This is a genomic window from Ruegeria arenilitoris (genome assembly GCF_013031355.1).
Classification (GTDB): domain Bacteria; phylum Pseudomonadota; class Alphaproteobacteria; order Rhodobacterales; family Rhodobacteraceae; genus Ruegeria; species Ruegeria arenilitoris_C.
This window is the reverse complement of the sequence record NZ_WPZO01000001.1, coordinates 776,329-791,869: the sequence shown is the minus strand read 5'-3', so window position 1 is coordinate 791,869 and position 15,541 is coordinate 776,329. Positions and strand designations below refer to the sequence as shown.

General features: G+C 61.0%; 15 protein-coding genes. 8 read left to right on the top strand and 7 right to left on the bottom strand.

The annotated features are described in order from the left end of the window. Positions 1–45: 45 nt before the first annotated feature. The 4 genes from pdxA to lptG are packed head-to-tail and all read right to left on the bottom strand — an operon-like array spanning position 46 to position 5,514. Positions 46–1,011 carry a 4-hydroxythreonine-4-phosphate dehydrogenase PdxA gene (pdxA, locus tag GOX63_RS03885; RefSeq protein ID WP_170325181.1) on the bottom strand — a complete coding sequence of 322 codons (966 nt, stop codon included), beginning with the start codon at positions 1,009–1,011 and terminating at the stop codon, positions 46–48. Next, positions 1,008–2,261, bottom strand: a complete 1,254-nt coding sequence (locus GOX63_RS03880) for a peptidylprolyl isomerase (RefSeq protein WP_170544822.1) — start codon at positions 2,259–2,261, stop codon at positions 1,008–1,010. Before GOX63_RS03880 ends, pdxA begins: the two co-directional genes overlap by 4 nt. Beyond that, entirely contained in the window at positions 2,252–4,414 is a 2,163-nt protein-coding gene (locus tag GOX63_RS03875; RefSeq protein ID WP_170544820.1) for an LPS-assembly protein LptD, read from the bottom strand. The genes GOX63_RS03880 and GOX63_RS03875 overlap by 10 nt, the downstream gene beginning before the upstream one ends. Next, on the bottom strand, positions 4,414–5,514 hold the full coding sequence (lptG, locus tag GOX63_RS03870) for an LPS export ABC transporter permease LptG (protein ID WP_170325178.1): 1,101 nt from the start codon (positions 5,512–5,514) through the stop codon (positions 4,414–4,416). The genes GOX63_RS03875 and lptG overlap by 1 nt, the downstream gene beginning before the upstream one ends. Before the next feature lie 239 nt (positions 5,515–5,753). On the opposite strand from lptG, the gene GOX63_RS03865 reads away from it, so the two are divergent. Genes GOX63_RS03865 through GOX63_RS03855 form a run of 3 tightly spaced genes read left to right on the top strand, consistent with a single transcriptional unit; the run spans position 5,754 to position 8,767 of the window. After that, positions 5,754–7,220 carry a leucyl aminopeptidase gene (locus tag GOX63_RS03865; protein ID WP_170325177.1) on the top strand — a complete coding sequence of 489 codons (1,467 nt, stop codon included), beginning with the start codon at positions 5,754–5,756 and terminating at the stop codon, positions 7,218–7,220. A 4-nt stretch (positions 7,221–7,224) separates the two neighbouring features. After that, the gene (locus GOX63_RS03860; RefSeq protein ID WP_170325176.1) at positions 7,225–7,683 is read left to right on the top strand and encodes a DNA polymerase III subunit chi; all 459 of its coding nucleotides are present in this window, start codon (positions 7,225–7,227) and stop codon (positions 7,681–7,683) included. Positions 7,684–7,720: 37 nt separating this feature from the next. Beyond that, positions 7,721–8,767, top strand: a complete 1,047-nt coding sequence (locus tag GOX63_RS03855) for an aldo/keto reductase (RefSeq protein ID WP_170325175.1) — start codon at positions 7,721–7,723, stop codon at positions 8,765–8,767. 70 nt (positions 8,768–8,837) lie between these two features. Here the strand turns inward: GOX63_RS03855 and GOX63_RS03850 are convergent, their stop codons facing one another. After that, positions 8,838–9,824, bottom strand: coding sequence for a GlxA family transcriptional regulator (locus tag GOX63_RS03850; RefSeq protein WP_170325174.1), 987 nt, complete (start codon positions 9,822–9,824; stop codon positions 8,838–8,840). Positions 9,825–9,955: 131 nt separating this feature from the next. On the opposite strand from GOX63_RS03850, the gene GOX63_RS03845 reads away from it, so the two are divergent. From GOX63_RS03845 to GOX63_RS03835, 3 genes are all read left to right on the top strand, one after another. Then, positions 9,956–10,873, top strand: coding sequence for a 3-keto-5-aminohexanoate cleavage protein (locus GOX63_RS03845; RefSeq protein ID WP_170325173.1), 918 nt, complete (start codon positions 9,956–9,958; stop codon positions 10,871–10,873). Between the two features lie 112 nt (positions 10,874–10,985). After that, the gene (locus GOX63_RS03840; protein WP_170325172.1) at positions 10,986–12,452 is read left to right on the top strand and encodes a carnitine 3-dehydrogenase; all 1,467 of its coding nucleotides are present in this window, start codon (positions 10,986–10,988) and stop codon (positions 12,450–12,452) included. Further along, positions 12,449–13,210 carry an SDR family oxidoreductase gene (locus GOX63_RS03835; RefSeq protein ID WP_170325171.1) on the top strand — a complete coding sequence of 254 codons (762 nt, stop codon included), beginning with the start codon at positions 12,449–12,451 and terminating at the stop codon, positions 13,208–13,210. The genes GOX63_RS03840 and GOX63_RS03835 overlap by 4 nt, the downstream gene beginning before the upstream one ends. Positions 13,211–13,216: 6 nt before the next feature. Here GOX63_RS03835 and GOX63_RS03830 read toward each other — a convergent pair whose 3' ends face one another. Both GOX63_RS03830 and GOX63_RS03825 read right to left on the bottom strand, forming a co-directional pair. Then, entirely contained in the window at positions 13,217–13,399 is a 183-nt protein-coding gene (locus tag GOX63_RS03830) for a hypothetical protein (RefSeq protein WP_170325170.1), read from the bottom strand. An 83-nt stretch (positions 13,400–13,482) separates the two neighbouring features. Further along, positions 13,483–14,349 (bottom strand): helix-turn-helix domain-containing protein, encoded by an 867-nt coding sequence (locus GOX63_RS03825; protein ID WP_170544817.1) that lies wholly within the window; start codon positions 14,347–14,349, stop codon positions 13,483–13,485. A 107-nt stretch (positions 14,350–14,456) separates the two neighbouring features. Between GOX63_RS03825 and GOX63_RS03820 the strand changes: the two genes are divergently transcribed. After that, positions 14,457–14,660, top strand: coding sequence for a DUF2061 domain-containing protein (locus GOX63_RS03820; RefSeq protein ID WP_170325168.1), 204 nt, complete (start codon positions 14,457–14,459; stop codon positions 14,658–14,660). Continuing rightward, the gene (locus GOX63_RS03815) at positions 14,653–15,525 is read left to right on the top strand and encodes a fatty acid desaturase (protein WP_170544814.1); all 873 of its coding nucleotides are present in this window, start codon (positions 14,653–14,655) and stop codon (positions 15,523–15,525) included. The genes GOX63_RS03820 and GOX63_RS03815 overlap by 8 nt, the downstream gene beginning before the upstream one ends. Positions 15,526–15,541 lie beyond the last annotated feature (16 nt).

Below are 15,541 nucleotides of genomic sequence, written 5' to 3'. Positions count from 1 at the left end.
AGATTTTTTTGCCTCCGGCGGGGATATTTGGGGCCAGAGGAAGGATCAAGAGCTATGTGCCATGCGTTGCGCCAGTTTCAGGGCTTCGATCAGGCTGGTGGGGGTTGCGTTGCCCTTGCCCGCGATATCCAGCGCGGTGCCGTGATCAGGCGAGGTACGGATGAAGGGCAGGCCCAGCGTCACGTTCACACCGCGGTCGAAATCCAGCGTCTTGATCGGGATCAGCGCCTGATCGTGGTACATCGCTATGGCCGCGTCATAGTGCGCGCGGGCGGCGGCGTGGAACATCGTGTCCGCGGGATGGGGCCCGGTGACCGTATAGCCGTCGGTGGGCAGATCGTCGATCAGCGGGGCGATCCAGTCCAGCTCTTCCCGCCCCATCTTGCCGCCTTCGCCCGCATGAGGGTTCAGGCCCGCAATGGCGATGCGGGGATGAGCGATGCCGAACTGGCGGCGCAGGCCTTCTGCGGTGATAGAGATCGTCTCGCGCAGCAGGTCCGGCGTCAGGGCTGAGGGCACCTGCGAAAGGGGGATGTGGATGGTCGCGGGCACCACGCGCAATTGATCGGAGGCCAGCATCATCACCACCCGTTTGCGATCCGCAAGGGCGGCGAGAAATTCGGTATGGCCGGGATAGGCAAACCCGGCCCCGTCGATCAGGGCTTTCTTATGTATGGGAGCGGTACACAAAGCCGACGCAGCGCCGGATTGGACCAGTGAGACACCCTGTTCGATCGCGTCAATGACATAGGGCGCATTGGCCGGGTCTGGCCGACCCGGAACATTGGGGGCCGGGAATTTCAGATGCAGAACGGGCAAGGCGGTGGCGCAGGCACCAGCAACCTCGGACGGGTGCGAGATGCGCGCAACCGGTGTGCCGGTCGGCAGATGGGCGGTATCACCGATAAAGAAAAACGGGCAGGCGTCGCGCAGGTCCGACCACGCCTTGGCCGCAATTTCCGGTCCTATCCCGGCCGGATCTCCGCAGCTGAGCGCGATCGGAGCCGTCATTGCTCGACGATAATTGCTTCGGCGCGCAGTTGCGCCAGCAGGCTATCGGAAAAAGCCTCGAGCCGTTGCTGGGTCAGTGCGTTGGCCACGTCCGTACGCGAGGTTTCTTCTCCCAGATCGCGGGTGCGGGTGCACAGCATCAGGAACATCAGCGTCTGGCCGTTGTTTCGGGTCAGTGCCGTGGACACCTCGTTCAGGTCCAGCTTGGCGAGCTCCAACGCCACGTCGCGGGGAATCTCTCCGGGGCTGGCCTGAATACGCTGCAGCACTTCGGCCGGCTGATCCTTGGCAATGCCATATAGGTCATCGCAGGTGTCGACCTCTTCCCTCAGCTGGGCGGCTTTGGCCAGGGTGTCGGCGCTGCGGCCGCCGGGCATGTTGTAGATCGCGTAGTCGATCTCGGAATAACGGGTGGCGCCTGTTGCAACCTCGCGCAGGCCGCGCATCTGGAACAGGGCGATGGCGTTGGGCAGGCTCAGCGGTTGGGTGATGTCGCCGTTCTTCAGACCGATGATCACCGGTTGCAGGGCCGGTGGCAGGCTCGAGAGGTTCAACCAGTCCAGCCGCCCGCCATTTTCGCGCGTGGCGGCCGCCGAATACTGAGTAGCCGCCGCTGAAAACGAGTCAAAACCTTCCAGCGCGGAAATCTCTTCTGCCAGCAGCTCGGCCTGTGCCACGGTCTGCTGGTTCACCGGTATGATAATTTCGGACAACAGCACCTGAAGGCCGCCGCTGTCGGTTTGTCCCAGTGCGCGGTTGATCTCGTCAGCGGTCGGGCGTGCCTGCGACAGGAAGCGCGAGCTGACGTAGTCGCGCCACGTAATCTGGTCGGCGACGAAATCGCGAACGGTCTCGCGGCTAACGCCCTGGTCGGCCAGCAATTGCAGGAACTCATCAGACGACAATTGCCCACGCGCCGCAAATTGGTCGATGCCCGCCTGAACGTCTTCGGGTGCGGCCTGAATTCCCGCCTCGCGCATGACCTGCTTCCGCAGCCGGTCATCGATCAAGGCCTTGCGTACTTCGTCCTCAGACGCACCGGGCGCACCCAGAGCGGTCAGGAATTGTTGCCGCTGGCCCAGCTCGTACCAGGTGATGACATCCTGATTGACCTTGATCGCCGGCGAAAACAGGCTTTGCGCATCGGCCTGAGGCGATGCCATGGCCAGCATTGCCCCGACCAGCACAGGGGCGACCGGTTTTAGCCAACCGGAGCGAAGGAAACTGGAGAAACCTGAAATCAACTGCATCTTCTCTTGTACTGTTGGCCGCCACTGGTAACGGAATAGCCCGTTAGGGCTACGGTAAACCCGAATTCTGTCGAAGGCTCAATAGTTGATGATGAGGTATAGCGCCTGCTGACGTTCATGTTAACCTGCACACATTCATTCTGATACGTGACACCCAGCTCATAGCGGATCGGCTCGGATTCGCTCAGGTCATAGCGCGCCAGGGCGGTTGTGTTCCAGTTCTGATCCACACGGTAACGTCCGGTCAACCAGATCTCGGAAATCTCATCATCTACGTTTTCGGCCGGATCGGGCTCTTGCCAGACATAGCTGCTGGCGACGCCCATTGTCTCTTGCTGCCATGCGGCGCGAAGCTCGGCTTTGGCAAAGCTGAAGTCGCCGTTCAGCAGGCCGCGCCCGGCCAGCGACCAGCCATTTGCGGTTTGAATCTGACCGGCCAGCAGCAGATCCGAGGTCGTGCCCTGCAAACCGGAGGTCAGGTTGAAATTGGGGTCCGCTTCGGTCCGAAAGACCTGGCCGACCGTGGCCAAAGCCCGCCAGTTGCCAGCGGAATAGCGCGACCAGTTGACGCCGATAACACCGGTCAGGCCGTCTTCGCGCTGGTCCGGGGCCGGAAACCGCGACAGCGACAGCAGGTTACCCTGATCGAATTCCTGAAAGGTGCTTTCGTCGTCGGGGACATCGTCGTCGGTCACATGTGTCCAGCCGACCTGTGCAATCGGTTCAAGGATCTGGGTCGCGCCGGAGGCTTCCCGCTTGCGCATCGGGTAGCGCAGCGTCAGCGCTGCGCGGGGGGTGGCGCGGGTCACCTGATCGGGGAAATTGCTGTCGTGGCGGATGTTGAACGTATCAACCGACGTGCCCACGCGTGCCTCGGCCCGCAGGCCCGTTGCGAATGTCCAGTTGCGCAGCCATTCCGCATCAAAGGTGGCACGAGCAATATCTCGGCCAACGATGTCCTCGTCGCTGGTGCGTTCATGGGCGTGTGTTATGAAGCTCAGCCGGACCTCGCCGCCCAGGGACGTCGGGAACATGCGTTTCTGGTAGTACAGGTCGAAAATCCGGGACGGGATTTCATCCTGATTTTCGCTGTCGCGCAGCGTTTTATAGTGGATGAAACTGGTGCGGAACGCGGTGTCACGCTTGATCCGCTCAAGGGCGACCTCGCTGCGCAGCCGGTCAAGATCGGGCAGGCCGTAATCCGCCAGATAGGCATCGTCGGATGTGGTTCGGAGGTTGAACAGGAACCGGTATCCGTCATTGAGGTTGAACCAGCCGTTGGCGAACAGATATCCCCGGTCCTGGTCCGGTTGCAGGTCGTCGCGGGTATAGGCACCGTCAATCTGAATGCGCCCGTTTTTGAACGCCTGCCGAAAGCGCAGCCCAAGGGTCTTAGTCTTGGACGAGACATAGGGGGTCAGTGTCAGGTCTTTGTGATCGCCCATCTTGATGAAATAGGGCACCTGAACACCGGTTCCCAGCTGCGATGTGGTCCGGATCGACGGCACCAGAAATCCGGTGGCTCGGTCCAGCGTCGGGTCCGGCAGTCGCAGGTAGGGAAAATAGAAGACCGGCACGTCCAGCACCCGTAGTTGCGCCCCCTCAAAGTAAAGCTGCCGTTCCAGCTGATCATGCGTGACTTTTCGGGCGCGAATCTGCCAGATCGGTGGCTTGCCGTTGGCGCAGACATGGCACGAGGTGGCCGAAACCTTGCTGAACTGCGTGAATCTGCCCGCCGCGCGGGTGGCCTGAACCGAGGCGACCTGAACCTGCTGATCGAACACCATCCGGGCGCCGATCAGCAGACCGTTCTGAATGCTACTATCCAGCTCCGCCGAATCCGCCAGAATCGTCGTCGCCCCGGCCTCGTCTATGCGGATCGGACCTTCGAGCGTCAGCGCGCCGTTCTCGCGGTCATATGTGATGCGGTCGGCGGTGATTTTGACGTCGCCCTGAAAGGCCTCAACATTGCCTTCGGCCACCAGTACGCGCTCGGGTGTGATGAAAATTTCGTCTGCTACCAGCAGGGCGGGCTGATCTTCCTGCTGGGCATCCTGCGCCGGGTCGGCGGCAGGTTGATTCTGGGCCAGGGCGCCGGTTGGCAGTGCCAGGGCAACGGCGCCTGACAGCAGAAGTTGGGATATGAGCCGCATCAGCCGTCCTCCGCATGAAGCAGAAGGCCGAGCGACAGAAGAATGGCAGCAAAGGGCGGAGCCCAGGCCGCGACAACGATAGGCAATTGACCGTTTTCCCCGAGTATTTGGGCAAAGTTGCGAACGAAATAGATGGCAAATCCCAGCAGGATGGCCGACAGGACCGCGATGCCGGTACCGCCAAAACGCACATGGCGCATGGTAAAGGCCGCGCCGATCATCACCATTGCCATCAGAAAGAAGGGCCGCGCCAGCTGTACCTGCAGCCAAACCTCATATTGTTTGGTGGAAAATCCCGCCTCACGGAGGTCTCGGATCAGTTGGGGCAGATCATAGACCGAAACTGAATCCTGCTGGCCCAGCGTGTCCAGAATGCGTTGCCGTGTCAGAGTGGTCGGGATTTCGATCTGCGGATGCACCTCGGCCTCGGCCTCAGGGTTCACGTCATCGGCCAAGGACCAGATTTTGGCGTTGGACAAGATCCACGACCCGTTCGACAACTTCGCCTGATCGGCAATGATCTGCTGCGTTGGTTTGCCATCTGGTAAAAACGAGATGATTGTCACCCAGGTCAGCTCCAACGTGTCGGCATTTGTGGTGCCGCGCGCGTGAATGACCGACTGTCCATCCGCAGATCCCTGACGCAGCCACAGCCCTTCACTGGTGATCGACAGGGCAGAATCGCCGTTATTCTTATAGGTGTCTGACAGGCGCCGAAACTCCTCGGACGTGGCGGCGGTAATCGGGTTCAGCAAGGCCACCGCCAGGGTGCCGATCACCAGTGCCAGCGTGACCGGGGCCAGCAGTGCCCGGATGCCCGACCGCCCGATGGCGCGGGTCACCACCAGTTCGGAACTGCGTGCCATTCCGACAAACAACGCGATGGTGGACAGGATCACCAGCAGCGGAAGCATTTCGCTGATCGCGGCCGGTGTGTTCAGCAGGGTCAGGTGCAAAAGCGTGCCGAAGGACAGGTTTTCCGAGTCGAAGCGGCGGGCCTGTTCGACCAGATCGATCAGAATCAGCAGGGTCAGGAATATGCCGCCAATGACCAGAAAACTTTGAATGAACCGGCGGGCGAAGTAACGGTCGAGGATCACGAATGTGCCTCCACCCAGATGACTTCCTTGGGGGAAAGGGCGATCTTCTGGCCAGAATCACCGTCGCCTGCGCGGATGCGCACCGGCTTATGCCTGCCCTGTCTCGCCAACTCGTTCTCCCCGATCCTGCCGGAATTTTTCGGGGACTGTAATGCAATCCGCGCGCGGGGAAAACTGCTATCTGGTCAAGCCGCCCGGCGCGGGCTAGGTCTTGGGGAACAGATTTTGAGGAGTTTGCAATGAGCAGTCTTGTACCGATCCGGTTTCAGCCCTTTGACGTGGATGTGATGGCGCAGGCCGAGGGGCGTGTGGCCGTGATCGTGCCGCCCGAGGGCAAGATGAGCCCCGCGGTGCGTCGCGCCAATCGACTGACCCGCGGCGCGGTTACTCGGCTGATCGAAAGCGCCCGGTTCGAGAAAGTGAAATCGGGCGACGTGATCTCGCTGGCATGGCCTGGTGGCATGGCGGCCGAGGCGTTGGATATTGTCGTTTTGCCACGCCGCCCCGACGCCGCTGAGGCACGCAAGGCCGGTGCCGCACTGGCCAAACTGACGGGCGGCAAAGACCTGCTGGTGATGGCGGGCAATCAGCCGCGCAGCGAAGATCTGGCCATGGGCATCGCCCTGCGCAGCTATGACTTCGACGCGCATAAGACCAAGGAATCGGATGACGCCGGGACCGTTACCATCAGCCATCAGAAAGCTGATGAGGTCGAGGCTGCCTTTGCCCCGCAATACGCCGTGGCCGATGGTGTGCGCATGACCCGCGATTTGACCAACGAACCGGCCAACGTCCTGACCACCACCGAATTCGCCGACCGTCTGGTCGAGATGAAGGAGCTGGGACTTGAGGTCGAGGTTCTGGAAGAAGACAAGCTGGAAGAGTTGGGCATGCGCACGCTGCTGAGCGTTGGGCAGGGCTCGGTTAGCCCCTCGAAGGTTGTGGTGATGCAGTGGAATGGCGGCGACAAGGACGACGCGCCGCTGGCATTGGTCGGTAAGGGCGTGGTGTTCGATACCGGTGGTATCTCGCTGAAGCCTGCGGGTGGCATGGAAGACATGACCATGGACATGGGCGGCGCGGGTGTTGTCGCGGGTACCATGCGGGCGCTGGCTAAACGCAAGGCCAAGGCCAACGTGGTCGGGCTGGTTGGGCTGGTTGAGAACATGCCCTCGGGCAACGCAACCCGTCCGGGTGACGTGGTCAAATCGATGAAAGGTGACACGGTCGAGATCATCAACACCGACGCCGAGGGCCGTTTGGTTCTGTGTGACGTGATGTGGTACGCGCAGGAGCGGTTCAGCCCGGTCGGCATGATCGACCTGGCTACGCTGACCGGTGCGATCATCATCGGTCTGGGGCATGAGAATGCGGGTGTCTTTTCGAACAATGACACGTTCTGCGACGCCTTCCTGAAATCGGCCAAGGCCGAGGACGAGGGCGCGTGGCGGATGCCCTTGGGTGAGGCCTATGACAAGCAGTTGAAATCGCGCATCGCGGATATGAAGAATGTCGGCGGTCGTCCGGCGGGCTCGATCACCGCCGCGCAATTCCTGCAGCGGTTCGTCAAAGAAGAAACGCCGTGGATTCACCTCGATATCGCGGGTGTGGCCTCGGTGTCTTCGGAAACATCCTACGCACCCAAAGGGGCCACGGGTTGGGGCGTCCGCGCGCTCAGCCGCCTTGTGCAGGACAACTTCGAGTAATCCTATGGGCGCCGTCTATTTCTACCACCTGACCCGTCAGCCGCTGGAGTACACCTTGCCTGTGCTGCTGGACAAGGCACGGCAGGCCGGGTGGAAGATCGCCGTGCGGGGCACCGATCCCGCGCGGATGGACTGGTTGGATGAGAAACTGTGGCTGGGGCCTGACGATGGGTTCCTGCCACATGGCCGCGAAGGCGGCCCCCACGATGCGGCGCAACCCATTTTGCTGACCACCGGGCCCGAGGCCGCCAACGACCCGGCCTGCATTATGGCCGTGGACGGGGCACCGGTGAACCCCGATGAAGTGGCGGCGCTGGAACGGGTCTGCATCCTGTTCGATGGCAACGATGGCGAAGCTGTTCAGCACGCGCGGGGGCAGTGGAAAGCCCTGACCGGGGCGGGATGTTCAGCGCAATACTGGTCCGAGGAATCGGGTCGGTGGGAGAAAAAGGCCGAGGCATAAGTCGTTGGCTTCAAAGTAAATCTCGGGAGAATGGCAGATGGAAATGAAGCCTTTGGGCCGCACCGGCATCATGGTGACCGACCTGTGCCTCGGCACGATGACCTTTGGCACTCAGACATCCGAGGCGGATGGCCATACGCAGATCGACATGGCGCTGGAGGCCGGGATCAACTTCGTCGATACCGCCGAAATGTACCCGGTGAATCCGATCTCGAAAGAAACCGTGGGTCGGACCGAAGAGATATTGGGCAACTGGAACGCCGCCAATCCGTCGCGGCGGGGCGACTATGTGCTGGCGACCAAACATTCGGGCGCGGGGTTTGCCCATGCCCGCGACGGTGCGTGGATTACGGGCGAGACCATTCCCGAAGCGATCGAAGGCTCGCTGCGCCGGTTGCAGACGGATTGCATTGACCTCTACCAGTTTCACTGGCCGAACCGGGGCAGTTACATGTTCCGGCAGAACTGGAACTACTCGCCCTCGGGACACAACACCAACGAAGTTCTGGATAACATGCAGGACTGCCTTGCGGCGCTGCAGGCACAAGTAGACAAGGGCAACATCCGCGCCTTTGGCCTTTCGAACGAAAGTGCCTGGGGCACCGCGCAATGGTTGCGGATTGCTGAACAGATGGGCGCACCGCGGGTGGCCTCGGTGCAGAACGAATACTCGCTACTCTGCCGTCATTTCGATACGGATATGGCCGAGCTGAGCGTGCATGAGGATGTGGGGCTGATGGCCTTTTCGCCGCTGGGGGCGGGGTTCCTGACTGGCAAGTATCAGGGTGGCGCAGTGCCTGAAGGGTCACGCATGTCGCATAACGCCGAGATGGGTGGCAGAAAATCTGACCGGGTCTTTGAAGCGGTGACGGCCTATCTTGCGATTGCCGAACGTCATGGTCTGGATCCGGTGCATATGGCGCTGGCGTGGTGTCGGACGCGGCCCTTCATGATGTCCGCCATTTTCGGAGCGACCACCGTGGCACAGTTAGAGCATATTCTGGCTGGGAAGGACCTGCGGTTGTCGGATGAGATCGTGGCCGAGATCGGTCAGGCGCACCGCGCGCATCCGATGCCCTATTAGGGGGCTCTGCCCCCACCGCGCTGCGCGGGCCTCCCCCCGGGGTATATTTCGCCAGATGAAGAGGACCCCGTCAGTGATGGGTAGGGTGCGCGCGCTCTTGTCTCAGGTCGCGGGCCGACAGGCCGTGGGCGGTGCGGAAGGCGCGGGCAAAGCTGGATTGCGAGGCGAACCCTGTAGCAAGCGCCACGTCCATCAACGGCAGGTCGGTGTCGGTAACAAGACGGCGGGCCTCGGCCAGGCGCAGTTGCAAGTAGTGGTCCTGCGGAGTGGTGTTTAAGCGCAGGCGGAATTGCTGCTGCAACGTGCGGGGGCTGGTGCCGAGGGTATCCGCGATATCCGCCAGCGGCAGAGGGTCGTCCAGGGACGATTCCATCAGCGTATTGGCTTTGGCGGTCAGAGCCGTGTGGCGATGCGGAGCCCCCGTACGACTTTGCGGCTTGGCGGGGTCAGGTGCGCCGTCATAGAGGAAGAGGCCCGAAACGCGCGCGGCAAAGCCAGCGCCGTGGCGCGCAGCTATGATGTGCAACATCATTTCGACCGCCGGAATTGCTCCGCCTGACGTGAGGCGGTCTCCGGACACGGTGAACCGGTCGGGGCGCACATCCACTTCGGGAAAGCGGGTGGCGAAATTGTCGAGATCTTCCCAATGGGTCGTGGCGGCGTAGCCGTCCAGCAAACCGGCTTCGGCCAGCAACCAGGGACCGCCGTCGATACCGGCCATGGTGGCGCCAGTGCCGGCAATGCGGCGCAGGCCGGCCAGCAGGCTGGGCGTAGCGTGCCGTGCCAGTTGGAACCCCGCGATGACAATCATCAGGTCGCAGCTTTGCAGCCGTGCCAGAGGGATGCCGGGAACGTTCAGTGCACTGGTCAGCATTGCGGGCTCTGCCGTGGCGGTGACATAGTCCCAGTCGAACGCCGGACGGTCCGCCAGGCGGTTCGCAGCCCGCATCGGATCGACGGCGGATGCGAAGCTGAGCGTGTTGCATTCGTCCAGCACCAGTACCGCCGTTTTCAGGGCGCGATGTTCGGGTTGCAGTATGTTTTTTGCGGATTTCATCAAGTTCGATTCGCATTCTGGCAAGTGTTTGCACAAGGCTGCGTCAAACTCGGACCTGAACGCAAATCGGAATCCGTGGAGAAGCCTGGGGAAAACCCGGGCAAAACGGGGTATAACTTGGGGAGAACGTCATGCCTTTGGAAATGAACCGCGAAGTCTTCATCACTTGTGCTGTCACAGGCTCGGGCGGAACGCAGGATCGAAGCCCGCATGTGCCGCGCTCGCCGCAGCAAATTGCGGGCAGTGCGATTGCCGCCGCCAAGGCTGGCGCGGCCGTTGTGCATTGCCATGTGCGCGACCCCGAGACCGGCGCGCCCAGCCGTCGCCTAGACCTGTACCGCGAAGTGACCGACCGCATTCGCGACGCCGATGTGGACGTCGTTTTGAACCTGACCGCAGGGATGGGCGGGGACATCGTCTTTGGTGGTGTCGAAAGCCCGTTTCCGGTGAACGAGGCGGCAACTGATATGATCGGGGCCTCGGAACGTGTGGCCCATATCGCGCAGTGCTTGCCCGAGATCTGCACTCTGGACTGCGGCACCATGAACTTTGCCGAGGCCGATTACGTCATGACCAACACCCCCGGCGCGTTGCGCGCGATGGGGCAGATGATGACCGACATGGGTGTGAAGCCCGAGATTGAGGCCTTTGACACCGGCCACCTGTGGTTTGCCAAGCAGCTGGTGAAAGAGGGGATTCTGGAACCCAACGCCTTGGTCCAGCTTTGCATGGGCGTACCGTGGGGCGCGCCGGACGATCTGAACACCTTCATGGCGATGGTGAATAACGTGCCGGACGACTGGACGTTCAGCGCGTTCTCGCTGGGCCGCAACCAGATGGCCTATGCTGCGGCCGCGGTTTTGGCGGGCGGCAACGTGCGCGTTGGTTTGGAAGACAACCTGTGGCTGGACAAGGGCGTGCTGGCCGAGAACTGGCAGCTGGTCGAACGCGCGAGCACCGTAGTGTCCAACATGGGCGCGCGGGTCATTGGCCCGCAGGAAGTGCGTGAAAAGCTGGGGCTGACCAAACGGGCGCCGGTGGCCGCTTAAGGGACCTTCTGTTGGGGGATTGGGGGCCAGCCCCACCCCCTCGGGTTATTTGCAAAGAAATGAAGACGTGGTGCCTGGGTGAGCTTTGGGAGGCATTCAGGCTGGAGGAAATTTGATGAAAACAGCAGCTATCATTGGCGGTGGCGTGATCGGCGGCGGATGGGCCGCTCGTTTCCTGCTGAATGGGTGGAATGTACGGGTGTTTGATCCGGACCCCGAAGCCGAGCGCAAGATTGGTGAGGTTCTGGACAATGCGCGGCGATCGCTGCCGGGGCTTAGCAATGTGCCCCTGCCGCCCGAAGGCGCGCTGACTTTCCATGAGGACATGGCCGACGCGGTGCAGGGTGCCGCGTGGATTCAAGAAAGCGTGCCAGAGCGGTTGGACCTGAAACTCAAGGTCTACAAGGGTCTGCAAGAGGCATGTGATCCAGACGCGATCATCGGGTCTTCGACCAGCGGGTTCAAACCGTCCGAATTGCAGGAGGGCGCATTGCGCCCCGAACAGATCGTGGTGACGCATCCGTTCAACCCGGTCTATCTGTTGCCGCTGATCGAACTGGTGCCGACAGACAAGAACCCGCCCGAGATGATTGAGCGTGCACAGAAGCTGTTGAAATCGGTCGGTTTCTTCCCGCTTCACGTCAAAAAGGAGATCGACGCGCATATCGCCGATCGCTTCCTTGAGGCCGTCTGGCGCGAGGCGCTGTGGCTGGTCAAGGACGGCATTGCCACCACCGAAGAAATCGACGAAGCGATCCGCATGGGTTTTGGTATCCGTTGGGCCCAGATGGGTCTGTTCGAAACCTATCGAGTGGCGGGCGGCGAGGCCGGGATGCGGCATTTCATGGCACAGTTCGGGCCTGCGTTGAAATGGCCCTGGACCAAGCTGATGGATGTGCCCGAGTTCACTGATGAGTTGGTCGATATGATTGCCGATCAGTCGGATGCACAGTCGGGTATGCACTCGATCCGCGAGTTGGAACGTATTCGCGACAACAACCTTGTTGGCATGATGCGGGCCCTGAAGGCGCAGAACTGGGGCGCGGGTGCGGTGCTGAACCAGCACGACGCGGTGCTGAAACCCGGTGCTCTGCCGACGATGGAGCAGGCCGATCTGAGCCAACCGATCCTGACAGTATCACGCGCGGTGCCACTGGATTGGACCGACTATAACGGCCACATGAACGAGGCGCGCTATCTTGAGGCCTTTGCCGACGCGACTGACCGGTTCATGGAGATCATCGGTTGTGACGCGGACTATATCGCCTCGGGTGGCAGCTATTTCACCGCCGAAAACCATATCCGCTATATCGATGAGGTTCATGCGGGTGCAAAGATCGAGATTCGCACGCAAATGCTACTGGGGCAGGGCAAGAAACTGCATGTCTTCCACAGCATGTATGAGGGCGACAAGCTGATCGCTACAGGCGAGAGCTTCCTGTTGCATGTCAGCCTCGAAACCCGTCGCCCCAGCGCGCCATCGGCCGAGATTGAGGCCGCAATGGCCCAGATCGCCGAAGCGCAGGCCGGATTGCCCTATCCGGAAGGGGCCGGTGCCGCCATCCGGAAACCGGCATGAGCGGGCGCGTTCTGATTACGGCCGGTGCTTCGGGCGTCGGCCGGGCCATGGCCGAGGCCTTCGATGCGGCTGGTGCGCAGGTGTGGGTGGCCGATGTTGATACGGCTGCCTTGGATGGATGCCCGGCGCATTGGAAACGGTCAAAAGTGAACGTGGCCGACCAAACCGCCGTGGCTGCCTTGTTCGCAGAGATCGAAGCCGCGTGGGGTGGGTTGGACACGCTCTGCGCAAATGCGGGTGTCGCAGGGCCGACGGCTCTGGTCGAGGACGTGGCGCTGGAGGATTGGCGGTTCTGTCTTTCAGTCAATCTGGAGGGGGCATTCCTCTGCGTGAAATACGCGGCACCGATCCTCAAACGGCAGCGTAGCGGGGCTGTGGTGATCACCTCATCCACAGCCGGGCAGTACGGATATCCCAACCGCGCGCCTTATGCGGCGGCGAAATGGGGTGTGATCGGGTTGGGTAAAACGTTGGCGATGGAGCTTGGATCACACGGAGTGCGGTGCAACGTCATATGCCCCGGTGCGGTCGAAGGCCCCCGGATGGAGGGTGTTCTGGCCCGCGAAGCGGCCGCCAAGGGCATGACCCGCGATCAGGTCTATGACGGCTACGCGGCAGGCACATCGATGGGGCGGTTCGTCGAAAGTCACGACATTGCCAATATGGCCGTGTTCCTCGCCTCGGATGCGGCGCGGTTGGTGTCGGGTCAGGTGATTGCCGTGGACGGCCATACGGTGAATCCTGACCCGAAAATCTAAGCCGAATTAGCCCTGATTTGGCCCGCGGATCTGGCGGATGGTCTGACGGACCGCCTGCCAGTCCTGCGCCTGCTGCATATTCCCGGCGGCTTCGCATTCGCGCATCTTCTTGGCAGCTTCCGCCTCGGCCTGATCGCCATGGGCGGTATAGAGCGCTCGTGCGTATTGAGCAGTTTGAATTGCGTCCATTCCTATCGTCCTCCCGTCTATGATCGGAATACCCGAAGGTTCGCGCCGAATGACGATAGCACAAGAATTAGGTCTGTGCATCCTTAGCGGTCGGAGATTGCCGCGCGCAACTTTCTGAGGTGGTCGGGGAAGTCGCGCGCGGTCAGGTCCGCCTCGCGCACCAGACGGTCGAAATGGCGCGTGAATGTCTCGATCCGGTCGCGGTCGCGGAAGGCCATATAGTGGCTACCGGCGTAGAACACGCATAGAAGCGGGCCGAAAATGGTTACCGGGGCTGAATAAAGCCTTTTTGCATCAAATAGATAAATGCGCAGGCGGGGGTAGAGCTGTTCGCAGATTTCTAACAGGTGGTCGATCTGTTCCAGCCGGATCTTGGGGCAGAGACCCTCGTAATAGCCCGAGGCATGGGCGAAACTGTCGTGCTCATAGAGGGGCATGGCAATTTCATAATCCGACTGGGCGCTGCGCATCCATTTCAGACGGTCCGCCGAAGCTCCGATCGCCTGATCCGCCGTGCGGCCCAGATGAGGTGCGTATTCCCATTCCAGCACGGTGCGTGTCTTCAACATGTCGGGCAAAGTCGCTGGAACATAACGGATTTTATAGCCTGCAGCCTCTTGGTGCCATTCGAAGATACGCTCATCGACCAGCGCGCGCGGGGCTTCGGTCACGGTCAGCGAACTGGCCAGCAGTTCGGCGGCACTTTCCGGCCGGTTTGACAGGCTCAGAAGCCAGTCCGCCGACACCCCAAGAGCTGAGGCGCAACTGCCCACCACATGCGCATTGGGCAGCCGCGCGCCCTCATCGGTCAAAAGCTGCGATACGGTCGAGCGATCCACACCGATATGTCGCGCCAACGCGCTCTGGCTGACGTGGCGCTCCTCCATGGCGCGGGCGAGCCGCAGTCGAAACTGTGCTGCTCGGTCTCGTTTGTCGATTTTTTCCTGCATACGTTTGTAAATATCACAGATGATGAGTTTTGTTAATCATATTCAGAATTTTCAACGGAGCCCGGGACCCGTAATTTTAAAGACATAACAATAATATGGGTGACGGAATGGAGACACGACGAAGATCAGTCGTGAAGGCTGTGCTGTGGAATGTGATGGGTCTGATCGTGATGACGCTGGTGGGACTGGTGGCCACCGGGTCGGCTGCGATTGGCGGCACGCTAGCGATTGTAAATACGGCCATAGGTCTGACCATGTACGTGATTTACGAGCGCATTTGGGCGGGTATCACGTGGGGTCGCAATGTCTAGGCCCGCAGCACCCGAATGGGGCACACTGGCCCTGATCCTGGCGTGCTACGGCGCGTGGTTGGCTGTGGTGTTCCTGCTGCCGCTTTGGCTGGCAGTTCCTGCGATGGCGGTCGTGGCTGCGTTGCATTCTTCGCTCACGCATGAGGCGCTGCATGGTCATCCGTTCCGCACGAAGTGGTTGAACGAAGCGTTGATGGCGCTGCCGTTGACCCTGTTCATCCCGTATCAGAGGTTCCGCGACCTGCATCTGGCGCATCACCGGGATGAGACGCTGACCGATCCGTATGATGATCCCGAATCCAACTATCTGGACCCGCAGGTGTGGTGTACCTTGCCCGATTGGCAACGCCGGTTGCTGCGTGTGAACAATACTCTGCTTGGGCGGATCGTTCTGGGGCCAGCCATCGGGCAGATTGTATTCATGCGCAATGAGTTGCGCGGCGGTCGTAATGTTACGCGAGCCTGGGCACTGCATCTGCCCGGAGTCGTGGCGGTCCTGTGGGTTGTCGCGCAGTCCCAAATGCCGATCTGGGCCTATGTGCTGTCAGCCTATTTCGGGTTGGGGCTTGTCAAAATCCGCACCTTTTTGGAGCATCGGGCCCATGAAAACTCTGGTGCCCGTACGGTGATCATCGAAGATCGCGGCCCGCTGGCTTTTCTGTTTTTGAACAACAATCTGCACGTCGTTCATCACATGAATCCCGGGGCGCCTTGGTATCGGCTGCCCGCCTTGTATCGTTCGGAAAAAGACCGGTTTCAGGCCCGGAATGAGGCCTATGTCTATCGCTCTTATGCGCATATTTTCCGGTCGTATTTCCTGCGGGCGAAAGACCCGGTGGCGCATCCTCTCTGGCCAAAGGGTTGATTTGGCGACACAAGGG